This is a genomic window from Pseudomonas sp. NPDC089428 (genome assembly GCF_044749325.1).
GTDB lineage: Bacteria > Pseudomonadota > Gammaproteobacteria > Pseudomonadales > Pseudomonadaceae > Aquipseudomonas.
Window position 1 is genome coordinate 138,507 of record NZ_JBIVHT010000002.1, and the last position, 12,514, is coordinate 151,020.

Genomic DNA, 12,514 nt, shown 5'->3' on the forward strand with positions numbered 1-12,514 from the left:
GAGCGTTCACCTTACAATTTGAATCCGCTCATTTGCCGAGCCAGGTCATTGGCCAACCCTCGCAACGCCTGGCATTCTTCGCGGCACCCCTGCACCTCGACAGCAGTCTCTCGCGCCAGGTCGGAAATCCCCTGCACCGTCCGGTTGATCTCTTCAGTTACCGCCGACTGTTCCTCGGTCGCCGTGGCCACCTGGTGGTTCATGTCGCTGATATGCTCTACCCGGTCTGTAATCGCACCAAGCGAGGCGCCAGTACGCTGGCTCGACTCCACGCCACTGCCGGTCGCCTGCTGCCCTGCCTGCATCGAACTCACCGCCGAGCCCGCGCCATGTTTGAGGCGCTGGATCATCTGCTGCACTTCATCGGTCGACAGCTGCGTGCGCCGTGCCAGGGTTCGTACTTCATCGGCCACCACTGCAAAGCCACGGCCCATCTCCCCCGCCCTCGCCGCTTCGATGGCGGCATTCAGCGCCAGCAGGTTGGTCTGTTCGGAAATGCTGCGTATCACCGCCAGTACTTCATCGATCGAGGCAACTTCTTCAGCCAACTGGCTCACCGCATCAGCTGCCTTGCCGATATCACCCGACATACCTTCGATGCCCTGGATCGAGCGCCGCACCACCTCTCGGGCCTGCAACGCTTCGTCGCGGGCCGACTGCGAAGCCTCGGCCGCATCACCGGCATTGCGGGCGATGTCCTGAACGGTCAGCCCCATCTCGTGCACAGCGGTGGCGACCATCTCGGTCATTTCCTGCTGGCGCCCAGAGCGTTCGGCGGTGTTATCCACCACCTGGGCCACCTGCCCCACGGCCTGATGCAGGCGCTCACTGGTACGCAGCACCTCGCCGATCAGGCTGCGCTGGCTGTCGAGAAAGCGGTTGAAACCACGGGCCAGGTCGCCCAGTTCATCCTGGCGGGCATCATCCAGACGGTGGCTGAGGTCGCCACCGCCACTGCCGATCTGTACCAGCGCGGCGGTGACGCGACGGATCGGGCGCACCAGCCCGCGCGCCAGCACCACCACCAGCAGCAAGGAGATCAACGCCACCGCGCCACCGATCAGGCTGGTCAGCCACACCGCATGGCGCATCGGTGCGTAGATCTCCGACTCAGGCACCTCGGCCACCAAGGTCCAGTTGAGGTCACGCAGCGGCAGGCCAAGGGCAACATAGGTTTCGCCATCGCGGCTGAAGCGGCTGCTCTGCAACTTGCCTGCCTGGGCCATTACCGCTTTCGCCGCCTCGTCGCCAACCTGCTCGGCCAGCTGACGCTTGCCGCTGAAGGCGTTATCCGGGTGCACTTGAATCAGCCCGTCGTTGCGCACCAGGAACACCTTGCCATGCTCGCCGAAGCTGAAGTCGTGGATCAGCTTAGACAACTCGCTCATGCGCAAGCCCATGCCGGCCACACCCACCAGCTTGCCGGCCTTTTCCACGCGATAGTCGATGAACAGCGCCAGCTCGCCGGTGGAACCGTCGATGTCGATGTTGATCAGGCGCTCGGCACCGCTGTCGATGTAGCCGTAGAACCAGGCGTCCTTGGGGTTGGTACGGCTCAGGGTGCGGTCGAGCCCCTTTTCGTTGTAGTAGTGACCGGTGCTGGTGGCGGCGAACATGGTGGTGAAGGCCTGGTTACGTTGCCGGGAGGCTTCCAGGTATTCGACGAAGCGAGCCGCCTCGGCGGGGTTTTCACCCGCCGCGAGCCAGTCGCGCAGCAGGGTGTTGCCGGCGATGTCGGCCGCGGCCACCAAAGGCTGGCCGAGCATGCGCTCGATATCGTTGCGGATCGCTTCGATGCTGGCCGGCAAGGCCGTATCGACCAGGTAACGTTCGGTCAGGCGGTTGAGCGCCACCGTGAAGATGACCACCACCACCAGGATACTCGCCAACAGGGCGGCGCCCATGCTCGCGATCAATTGCCACTGGATGCTCTTACGCCAGATACGCATGCCCATGCTCCCCGCTAATTATTGTTTTGCGGTAAGTGTATACACTTGCGTATTCAGTTAATCCAGTGATCTGGAACAACAACGCCGATCATGTGGGAGCGAGCTTGCCCGCGAATGCGGCGGCGGATTCACCATCGTATTCGCGGGCAAGCCCGCTCCCACAGAGGGCCAGTACCAATACTTACTGTTCGGCGATGGTCCGGACGATGGCGTCCACCGTGGCGTCGATCTGCGCCTGGGTACGCTCAAGGGTCAGCTGGTGTTCCTTCTGCAGTTCGACCTGCTTGGAACACAGATTCAGCGCGGCCAGAACCAGCAGCTTGTCGCCGATCAGGGTCGGGTACGAACGCTTGGTCTCGGCCAGGGCGGTGTTGAGCATCCGCACCGCCTGCGCCAGGGTTTCCTCCTGGCCTTCGGGCGCCTTGATCGAATAGTCGCTGCCGAGGATCGATACGACATTGATCGGCTGCGCTTGCAGTCTCATGCGCCGACGACGCCTGCACTGGCGCGCTCGACCAGCGCCTGGATGCGCGCAGCGGTGGCGCCGTGTTTCTCTTCCTGCTCCATCAGCGACAGCTGCAGGGTTTCGTTCTCTTCCTTGGCCTGGGCCAGTGCCTGGCCGAGGGTGGTGTTCTGCTCGGTGAGTTGAGCGTTTTTCTGCATCAGGTCGCTGACCAGTTGCTCGAGTTGATTCAGGGAGGCTTCCAGCATGGGTCTATCTCGGGTTGTTGCAAAGGGCGCACACGATAAAGAAAAGCGTGAGCCCCCGCCATTAAATATCGGATTCTTAAGGTTTCTACCCCGCAGATTGACAGGGTATCGGGCCCCTTGTTCCGACCTGGGTCAACCGCCGGTCAGGTAACCGGACAGTGAGCTGAAAACTTTCAACTGTTCATCCTCAAGACTGATCAGTCACGACCGATAGACAGGTAGGTCATATTCCGTCGCACGGACCGCGCCTCCTCACATCCTCCCTGGACTCTCTCCATGTCACTACGCAACATGAACATCGCCCCGCGCGCGTTGCTCGGGTTCGCTCTGATCGGCGCCCTCATGCTCGGCCTTGGTATCTTCTCGCTCATGCAGATGGGCAACATCCGACAGGCCGGCGTGACCATCGAAGTAAACAGCGTGCCCAGCATCAAGACGCTCGATGAACTGGCTGCGCTCAACCTGCGCATGCGCACACTGTCCTACCGGCTGCTGCTCAACCGCGAACCGGAAACCCAGCGCGACACCCTCAATCTGCTGGACCAGCGCAACGCCCAGATCGACCGTGCCCGCCAGGCCTACCTGCCAATGATCACGGCAGCCGACGAGCGGGCTGCCTTCGAGCAGTACACCCAGCTGCTCAACCAGTATCGCCAGCTCGAGTCACGCATGCGCAGCCTGAGCCAGGCCGACCGCCTGGACGAACTGCGTGACCTGCTCAATCGCGACCTGCTGGCCAACTCCGAACAGATCAACAAGGTCATGGAGACCCTGGTCCAGATCAACACCGAGCAGACCCGCACCACCAATGAAACCGCCGCCAACCAGTACAACAGCGCGTTCGCCCTGGTAATCGGCTTGTTGGTTGCCGCCACTGCCCTGACCTTCCTCTGCGCGTTCCTGCTGACCCGCAGCATCGTCAAACCGATCGAAGAAGCACTGCAGGCCGCCGAACAGGTGGCCGACGGTGACCTGACCAAGGTCATCCGCGCCGAAGGCACCGACGAAGCAGCCCGGCTGCAAGGCGCCATGGCCCGCATGCAGGACAAGCTGCGCGACACCTTGCAACTGATCGCCGGTTCCGCCACCCAGTTGGCCTCGGCGGCCGAGGAACTGAACTGCGTCACCGACGAAAGCGCCCGCGGCCTGCAACAGCAGAACAATGAAATCGAACAGGCAGCGACCGCCGTCACCGAGATGACCAGCGCCGTGGAAGAAGTCGCGCGCAATGCGGTCAGCACCTCGGAGGCCTCCAGCGAAGCCAGCCGCTCGGCCGGCGACGGCCGCGACCTGGTGATGGAAACCGTGGGCGCCATCGAGCGCATGAGCACGGACGTTCAGGGCACCGCCAAGCTGATCACTCACCTGGCCGAACAATCGCGCGACATCGGCAAGGTGCTCGATGTGATCCGCGGTCTGGCCGACCAGACCAACCTGCTGGCGCTGAATGCTGCGATCGAAGCGGCACGCGCGGGTGAGGCCGGGCGTGGTTTTGCCGTGGTGGCGGATGAAGTGCGGGCACTGGCCCACCGCACCCAGCAGTCGACCAGCGAAATCGAGCGCATGATCGGCAGCATCCAGGGCGGTACCGAAGAGGCGGTGGAATCGATGCGCACCAGCACCGAGCGCGCCGAGTCGACGCTGAACATCGCCAAGGGAGCCGGCATGGCGCTGGACACCATTGCTGCCGCCGTGGCGCAGATCAACGAGCGTAACCTGGTGATTGCCAGTGCGGCCGAAGAACAGGCCCAGGTGGCGCGGGAGGTGGACCGCAACCTGGTGAACATCAACGACCTGTCGGTGCAGAGTGCTACCGGGGCGCATCAGACCAGCGCGGCGAGTGCCGAGCTGTCGCGCCTGGCGGTGGACCTTAACAGTCTGGTCGCCCGCTTCCGCACCTGAAAGCATTCGCGGGCAAGCCCGCTCCCACAGGTTCACCGCAGTCTTGAAGAGAGCGGTGATCCTGTGGGAGCGGGCTTGCCCGCGAAAAACCCAGACTGGCCGCTGGATCAGTAATCGATCCGCACGTCCCCTTTCGGCACACTGCAGCACGACAGGATGTAGCCCTCGGCTTCGTCTTCCTCGGTAATCCCGCCGTTGTGCTCCATCTCCACTTCGCCACCCAGCTTGAGCACCTTGCAGGTCCCGCAGATACCCATGCCGCAGGCTTTCGGGATCATCAGCCCAACTTTCGCCGCCGCCGCATGCACAGTCTCGCCCGGAGCAACGCGGATGCTCCTCTCGCTGCCGATGAATTCCACCAGGTTGAGGTCCGAAGCATCCACTTCCGGTGCATCGGCCGCCTGCTCGGCATGCTCCACCGCATCGGCCTTGGCCTCTGCCGGCGTCGCGCCGAACGATTCCTCGTGGTAGTTCTTCATGTCGAAGCCGACCGCTTCGAGCATGCGCTTCACCGCGCTCATGTACGGCGTCGGGCCACAGCAGAACACCACGCGTTCCATGTAGTCCGGCGCGATCAGCTCCATCAGGCGCTGGTTCAGGTAACCGCGATAACCCGCCCAAGGCTCACCCAGCCCATGCTTCTCGCAGATGATGTGCAGGCTGAAGTTGGGAATGCGCGAGGCCATCTGTTCCAGCTCGCGGTGATAGATGATGTCCTTCGGCGAGCGGGCACTGTGCACGAACACCATGTCGACGTTGGCGTTGGTGTCGTAGAACCAGCGCGCCATCGACATCACCGGGGTGATGCCCACGCCGCCCGAAAGGTACAGCACCTTCGGCGCCGGGAAATCGATGGCGTTGAACAACCCCACCGGCCCGTGCACCGGCAGCTCGGCGCCTTCGTGCATGGTGTCGTGGAGGAAGTTGGACACCAGCCCGCCAGGTACACGCTTGACCGTGATCGAGAAGCTGTAGGGCACCGACGGCGAACTGGAGATGGTGTAAGAGCGCATCACCGGCTTGCCTTCGATTTCCAGCTCCAGGGTGACGAACTGCCCGGGCTTGAAGAAGAACATGATCGGCTGGTCAGCCATGAAGCAGAAGGTGCGCACGTCCCAGGTCTCCTGGATGACCTTGACGCAGCGCACGATGTGGCGGCCGTTGGCCCAGGTCTGGGTGGTGACCGGATTGAGGAAGGTATCGGACATGTTCATCTCCAGCGGCCGACTATGGCCCTTTTTATGGCTTGGATAATGCGCAAGCTGAAGACGACGTACATTCCTGCCAGCGACATCGGCGTGCTTATCGCGACCAGCCCCGCGCCACAAGGGCTGGCGCGTCGTAATTCAAATCGGCCATGTCGCCCATGGATACGGTTCATGGCGTCTTCGGACGCACACTCCACGGCAAAAGAACCTGCTGTTTTGCGACAGACAGCCTTGCGGCACCACAACAACGATTAGCCACCTTTTGCCGGCCGCACACGGCCCCGAGGAATACACGATGGACGTCACCGCAACCCTGAGCCTGGGCGATCCACTGGAACCTGCACGCAAGGCCACCGCCGAGATGCTGCAGACCCGCGAGCGCACCTACTCGCTGCCCCAGCCGTTCTACACCGACGAGCGTCTGTTCCAGATCGACATGGAGGAGATCTTCCAGAAGGAATGGCTGATCGCCGGCATGACCTGCGAGATCCCGGCCAAGGGCAACTACATCACCCTGCAGATCGGCAAGAACCCGATCCTGGTGGTGCGTGGCGCTGAAGGCAAGGTGCACGCCTTCCACAACGTCTGCCGCCACCGCGGTTCGCGCCTGTGTGTCAGCGATAAAGGCAAGGTGGCCAAGCTGGTCTGCCACTACCACCAGTGGACCTACGAGCTGGACGGCCGCCTGCTGTTCGCGGGCACCGAAATGGGCGACGACTTCGACATGAAGGAGTACGGCCTCAAGCCTGTGAACGTGAAAGTAGCCGGCGGCTACATCTTCATCAGCCTGGCGGAAAACCCACCTGCCATCGACGAGTTCCTGGCCACCCTGGAACACTACATGGAACCGTACGACATGGAGAACACCAAGGTGGCGGTGCAGACCACTTTGATGGAAAAGGCCAACTGGAAGCTGGTACTGGAAAACAACCGCGAGTGCTACCACTGCTCCGGTTCGCACCCAGAACTGCTGCAAACCCTGCTGGAGTGGGACGACACCAACGACCCGCGCGCCGACCAGGCCTTCAAGGACCACGTGGCTGCCTCCGCTGCCGCCTGGGAAGCCGAGAAGATCCCGTACCTGCACAAGAGCCACGGCCTGCGTAACCGCATCGTGCGCATGCCGCTGCTCAAGGGCACCGTGTCGATGACCATGGACGGCAAGCAGGCCTGCCAGAAGCTGATGGGCCGCATCAAGAACCCGGACCTCGGCTCGATGCGCATCCTGCACCTGCCGCACTCGTGGAACCACTGCATGGGCGACCACATGATCGTGTTCACCGTGTGGCCGATCAGCGCCCAGGAGACCATGGTCACCACCAAATGGCTGGTGCACAAGGATGCCGTGGAAGGTGTGGACTACAACCCTGAGCACATGCGCAAGGTGTGGGATGCCACCAACGACCAGGACCGTCGCCTGGCCGAAGAGAACCAGCGCGGGATCAACTCCACTGCCTATCAACCAGGCCCTTACTCCAAGACCTACGAGTTCGGGGTGGTGAACTTCATCGACTGGTACAGCCAGCGTGTGCTGGAGAACCTGGGCGCAGAGCCGGCGCCCTACCTGAAGGAAGTAAAGGCGCAGTAACGGCGCTGCAGTAATGAACGCCACGGCCGGGTTACCCTCGCCGTGGCGTTTTACATGACGATCCAGAGCTTCATCACATGTTATCCACAGGTTTACCTGAACCTCTAGAGAATACCGACAGCAAAGCGTGCAGCCCGCACGCCGACCGCTGCTGATCAATAATTGATCAAAACGTTCAAAGCCTCTGATCTAAAGGCTTGTAGCCCCTCCCGAACACCTTGTCCACAGAAGCGCCAACAGATTTTGTGTGCAGATCCCATCAGCCGCGAAAATCATTGTGGATAAGCAACGCAAGTGCCTGAAAAAGCTGGCTTCCGGTGTAAATAAACGACTTTGATCATTTACTGACCAATGTATTTCAGCCCAATGATTTCGGGGCCTTCAGCGGTTACCAAACAGTTTATCCACAGAGCCGCCAACAGTGATTGTGGGAAACGTGGCCGCCCCCATCCGACGGCAGCCCGCTTTCAACCTTCATGTCACTGATCATTTATTGAGCATTCCGACACAGCCTTTGGAATACAAGGCCTGTAGCGAAGCGCAAACACTTTATCCACACAGTCGCGAACAGATTCCGTGGGCAAAAAGTGGAGTACCTATCATTTTTGCCAGTTTCGCCCGATTGCCCCGTGTGATTCAGTGTGGGCTACTACTTGGCCATTATTCGGGAGTGACTTATGCACAGCCGCCTCGCAGGGACTGTGAAGTGGTTTGATAATCGCCATGGGATGGGAGTAATCAAGGCCGAGGGGCGGGCTTGGAACTATCTGGTATTGCGCTGTGCCACGCAGAATGGGGAACTTTTGACCGGGCAGCAGGTGTGGTTCGAGCCGATCACCAAAGGATTGGCAAACTGGGCGTTCAACGTGGTCAGGCAATAGCGCTTTTTTGTGGAAGCGGACTTGCGTCGCGATAAGCCCGCGCAGTGATCGCGTTATCGGGCGTATCGGCAAAAGTCCCAGGGCTGCAGTGCAGCCCTCTCGCGACCCAAAGCCACTTCCACAAACAGCACCAGGTTCAGCGCAGTACGCCCTCTTCCACCAGCAGCTTCAGGATGGCTTCGGCGCCTTCCTGTGGAGAAACATCCTTCAGCACCTTGCCACCACCGCCACTGGCCTTGGCCGTGGCCGCCTTCATCCGGTCCGCACCGCTTTTGGCCTTGATCACCTTGAGCCGCTTGGGCCGTGGCCGTGCCGGCTGCAGCTCGGCGTCCGCCAGCAGTTCATCTTCGACGATCGCCACATTGCGCGCCGCCAGCACACCCCGGCGAGCCGGGCCAAATGCGCTCTGGCGCGGCTTTGGCGCGGCGTTATCCACAGTCGCCAGCAGCGGCAGGCGTACCTTCAGCCGGCGCCGCTGACCACGTGGCAGCGCTTGCAGTACCTGGGCAGTACCGTTGTCGATCGACTCCACTTCGGCCAGCCCCACCACCAAAGGCCAGCCGAGTTTTTCGGCCAGCAGGAATGGCAGCATGCCCGACCCTTCACCGGTCTCGGCCTGGCTGCCGGTCAGCACCAGTTGGGCGCCAGCATCGCGCAGATAATCACCCAGCACGCCCAGCACATCGGCGCCGGCCGGTTGTTCCAGCACATCCAGATGGTCCAGGCCCATGCCCAGGTAGGCGCGCAGTGTCTCTTCACGCGGGTCGCCGGCATGCACCACCTGCAAGTTATCCCCAGCCAGCTGCAAACCCAGCTCCACCGCGCGGGCATCCTGCTCGGCGCGGCGGGCGCGGCCGGAGCTGGGGTGGGCACCGATGGAAACCAGGCTGATCACTTTCGTACTCATGCTCGTGCCCTTATGCCGCGTCGCGCTGGCCGCCGCTGCGGAAGTTGTCCACAGCCTCGATCAGTGCCTTGAGAATCGCCGAACTGTCGCCAATCACCGACAGGTCGGCCCGTTTGATCATGTCGCAGCCCGGGTCCATGTTGATCGCCACCACCTTGTCGCAGGCGCCGATGCCCTGCAGGTGCTGGATCGCGCCGGAGATACCGACAGCCACGTAGACCCGTGCCGTGACCCAGGTACCGGTAGCACCGACCTGGCGGTTGCGCGGCATGAAGCCGTCGTCGACCGCCACCCGCGAGGCGCCTTCGGTGGCGCCGAGGGCTGCAGTAGCCTTGTGATAAAGGTCCCAGTCCTTGACGCCGTTACCGCCAGAGACGATGAACTCGGCTTCGGCCATGGCGATGGTTGCCGGGTCGACGGCCACCGAGCCCAGGTCCTCGATGCGCGACAAGCTGCGCACCACGCTTGTGGACAACTCCACCGGCAGCGCTTCGTGACGGGTTTCGCTGACCGGCTCGGCACACTCCGCCGCGCCCAGGATCAGGCGTGGCACGGCGCGTTGCAGGTCTTGCTGGCCGGCACCGGCGCGGCCGATGCACTGGCCGTCCTTGACCTGCCAGACCCGCGTCGCCGGGCGTTCGCCGAGGGACGCACCGAGGCGACGGCCCAGTTCGCCGCCACCGGTTCGGCTGTCTGGCAGCAGCCAGTGGCGTGGGGTGAACTGGTTATCCACAGCGCGCAGGCCCTGCACCAGTTGCTCCGGTGCATAACCTTCGAACTCCTCGCCTTCGAGGACCAGCAGGCGATCGACACCGGCAGTGGAAAAGTTGCTTTCCTTGTGTTCGCCGAACACCACCGCCAGCACTGCGCCGTCACTGCCGGCCAGGCCGTGGGCCAGGCCCAGCAGGTCGCGGTCGTGGCTGCTCAGGCGGCCGCCGACCATGTCCGGTACCACGGCGATGTAGAACGCCGGCGCTGGCACCTGGTGCAGCGGCAGCTGCACTTCGGCCGCCGCCGTACGCCGCCCGCCGACACCGGTGCCCTGCTGGGCGCCGCTGCGGTCGATGCGCTTGAGCCCGGCCGGGCCGATGAAACCTGCGGCGATGGCATGGGGGTTCTTGCGGACCAGGCCGTTGGGCCCCATCCAGCGGGTCTGTTGCGTCTGCATCGCCGCGTGCAGCGGATGCAGACGGTTACGGGCGATCCACTCGGCGCGTGGATCGCGGCGGATAATATCGCTCATCAATGCACCTCCGCAGGTTCGCGTTTAACCGTTGGCGACTTTGGGGCCGCGGGAGTTTCCTCTTCGATCAGCACATCAGCCACCAGCTCGGCGAGGTCCTTGATCTGCGGGCGCGGTTCGACCACGCCTTCGAGCATCGCGGTGCACTGCGGGCAACCCACGGCCACCAGCTCGGCCTTGGTTTCGCGGATATCGTCCATGCGCATGTCCGGGATACGCTGCTTGCCGGGGATGTCGGTGATCGGCGCACCGCCACCACCACCGCAGCAACGGGAACGGAAGCCCGAGCGCTCCATTTCGCGCACTTCGATACCCAGCGCCTTGAGCACCGCACGCGGGGCTTCGTACTCACCGTTGTAGCGGCCCAGGTAGCACGGGTCGTGGTAGGTGACGCTGCCGCCCTTGTGCTGGCCAAGATTGAGTTTTTTCGCTTCGATCAGTTCGGCAATGTAGGTGCTGTGGTGCAGCACTTCATAGTCGCCGCCCAGCGCTCCGTACTCGTTCTTCAGTACATGGAAGCTGTGCGGGTCGCAGGTGACGATGCGCTGGAATTTGTACTTGGCCAGGGTCTGGATGTTGCGCTTGGCCAGTTGCTGGAAGGTCGCTTCATCGCCCAGGCGGCGCGCCACGTCACCGCTGTCGCGCTCTTCGAGGCCGAGCACGGCGAAGTCCACGCCGGAGGCCTTGAGCACTTTGACGAACGAACGCAGGGTGCGCTGGTTGCGCATGTCGAAGGCACCGTCGCCGACCCAGAACAGCACTTCGGTGGTTTTCACCTCCGACAGCAGTTTGAGGCTGAGGTCGGCCGCCCAGTTCATCCGCCCGCCCGGGGCGAAGCCGCCCGGGTTGTCGGTGGCGATCAGGTTTTCCAGTACTTCGGCGCCCTTGTTCGGGGTCGCACCCTTCTCCAGCGTGAGGTGGCGGCGCATGTCGACGATGGCATCGACGTGCTCGATCATCATCGGGCACTCCTCGACGCACGCACGGCATGTGGTGCATGACCACAGCGTCTCGGCATCGACCAGGCCGTTGACGATCGGCTGGTGCGGGTTGCCGCCGTGTTCACCGATCGGTTTGCCTGGGTATGGGCTGCCAGCGAATTGCGCATCGGTGCCACCGGCCAGGCCGATGACCATGTCTTGGATGAGTTTTTTCGGGTTCAGCGGCTGGCCCGCGGCGAACGCCGGGCACATGGCTTCACATTTACCGCACTGCACGCAGGCGTCAAAACCGAGCAGCTGGTTCCAGGTGAAGTCCACCGGTTTTTCCACGCCCAATGGCGCGTTACGGTCTTCCAGGTCCAGCGGCTTGAGGCCGGTGGAGCGGCCGCCGCCAAAGCGTTCGGCGCGGCGGTGCCAGGCCAGGTGCAGGGCGCCGGCGAAGGCGTGTTTCATCGGCCCGCCCCAGGTCATGCCGAAGAACAGCTCAGACACGCCCCACAGCACACCCAGGCCGAGAATGCCGACCAACACCCAGCCGCCCGTGTTGGCCGGCAGGATGCCAGCGACCGGCAAGGTGGCGATGAAGAAGCTGGCGGCGAACACCAGCAGGCTCTTCGGCAGGCGCATCCAAGGGCCCTTGGACAGGCGCGAAGGCGGGTTCAGGCGGCGTTTGAAGACAAAGATGGCCCCGGTGAACATGATCACCGTGGCGACCAGCAGCGCGTAGCCGAGAATCTTGCTCTGCAGGCCGAAGCCGTGCACCAGGATCGCCAGCGCGGCCGACAGCACGAAGCCGCCAGCGGTGGCCACGTGGGTCTTGGACATGTACTTGTCGCGTTCGACCACGTGGTGCAGGTCGACCAGGTAGCGCCGCGGCATGGCCAGCAGGCCGCCGATCAGGTTGACCTTGGACGGCCGGCCGCGCCGCCACATGCGCACCCGGCGCAGGGCGCCGAGCACTGCCAGGCCAAGGGCAGCGAACAGCAGGATGGGTAGAAGGGTGTTCAACATGGGAGGCTCCCACAACAGCGGTTGCTAGGGGTTCAGGCCCCTGGAATCCTGCACCAGCCCTGTGGGAGCGGGCTCGCCCGCGAATGCGTCAGGTCAGACAACCAAGTTGTTCGTGCTGAAGCTTTCGCGGGCAAGCCCGCTCCCACAGGGGCCGGTGTGTGCCGACAGACCGA

10 protein-coding genes are annotated in these 12,514 nt (G+C 63.0%); 3 read left to right on the top strand and 7 right to left on the bottom strand.

Annotation, left to right across the window (positions count from 1 at the left end; all coding sequences use genetic code 11):
- Window positions 1-11: 11 nt before the first annotated feature.
- The 3 genes from ACIPZ5_RS03965 to ACIPZ5_RS03975 form a co-directional block, all read right to left on the bottom strand.
- Window positions 12-1,949: a methyl-accepting chemotaxis protein gene (locus tag ACIPZ5_RS03965; protein WP_400806833.1), complete on the bottom strand. Its 1,938-nt coding sequence runs from the start codon at window positions 1,947-1,949 to the stop codon at window positions 12-14.
- 181 nt (window positions 1,950-2,130) lie between these two features.
- Window positions 2,131-2,433 carry a cell division protein ZapA gene (locus ACIPZ5_RS03970; protein WP_085676306.1) on the bottom strand — a complete coding sequence of 101 codons (303 nt, stop codon included), beginning with the start codon at window positions 2,431-2,433 and terminating at the stop codon, window positions 2,131-2,133.
- Window positions 2,430-2,660 carry a hypothetical protein gene (locus ACIPZ5_RS03975; RefSeq protein WP_261941869.1) on the bottom strand — a complete coding sequence of 77 codons (231 nt, stop codon included), beginning with the start codon at window positions 2,658-2,660 and terminating at the stop codon, window positions 2,430-2,432. Before ACIPZ5_RS03975 ends, ACIPZ5_RS03970 begins: the two co-directional genes overlap by 4 nt.
- 276 nt (window positions 2,661-2,936) lie before the next feature.
- Between ACIPZ5_RS03975 and ACIPZ5_RS03980 the strand changes: the two genes are divergently transcribed.
- The gene (locus ACIPZ5_RS03980) at window positions 2,937-4,562 is read left to right on the top strand and encodes a methyl-accepting chemotaxis protein (protein WP_400806836.1); all 1,626 of its coding nucleotides are present in this window, start codon (window positions 2,937-2,939) and stop codon (window positions 4,560-4,562) included.
- 107 nt (window positions 4,563-4,669) lie between these two features.
- On the opposite strand, the gene gbcB is transcribed toward ACIPZ5_RS03980, so the two are convergent.
- On the bottom strand, window positions 4,670-5,770 hold the full coding sequence (gbcB, locus tag ACIPZ5_RS03985) for a glycine-betaine demethylase subunit GbcB (RefSeq protein WP_261941871.1): 1,101 nt from the start codon (window positions 5,768-5,770) through the stop codon (window positions 4,670-4,672).
- A 295-nt stretch (window positions 5,771-6,065) separates the two neighbouring features.
- On the opposite strand from gbcB, the gene gbcA reads away from it, so the two are divergent.
- Entirely contained in the window at window positions 6,066-7,358 is a 1,293-nt protein-coding gene (gene gbcA, locus ACIPZ5_RS03990) for a glycine-betaine demethylase subunit GbcA (protein ID WP_261941872.1), read from the top strand.
- Window positions 7,359-8,035: 677 nt separating this feature from the next.
- A complete protein-coding gene (locus ACIPZ5_RS03995) occupies window positions 8,036-8,239 on the top strand; it encodes a hypothetical protein (RefSeq protein WP_343594330.1) in 204 nt (67 codons plus the stop codon).
- A 136-nt stretch (window positions 8,240-8,375) separates the two neighbouring features.
- On the opposite strand, the gene ACIPZ5_RS04000 is transcribed toward ACIPZ5_RS03995, so the two are convergent.
- Genes ACIPZ5_RS04000 through dgcB form a run of 3 tightly spaced genes read right to left on the bottom strand, consistent with a single transcriptional unit; the run spans window position 8,376 to window position 12,341 of the window.
- Window positions 8,376-9,146, bottom strand: a complete 771-nt coding sequence (locus tag ACIPZ5_RS04000; protein ID WP_400806839.1) for an electron transfer flavoprotein subunit beta — start codon at window positions 9,144-9,146, stop codon at window positions 8,376-8,378.
- 10 nt (window positions 9,147-9,156) lie between these two features.
- Window positions 9,157-10,389 (bottom strand): electron transfer flavoprotein subunit alpha/FixB family protein, encoded by a 1,233-nt coding sequence (locus tag ACIPZ5_RS04005; protein ID WP_343594331.1) that lies wholly within the window; start codon window positions 10,387-10,389, stop codon window positions 9,157-9,159.
- Window positions 10,389-12,341, bottom strand: coding sequence for a dimethylglycine demethylation protein DgcB (gene dgcB, locus ACIPZ5_RS04010; RefSeq protein WP_400806841.1), 1,953 nt, complete (start codon window positions 12,339-12,341; stop codon window positions 10,389-10,391). Before dgcB ends, ACIPZ5_RS04005 begins: the two co-directional genes overlap by 1 nt.
- Between the last annotated feature and the right edge of the window lie 173 nt (window positions 12,342-12,514).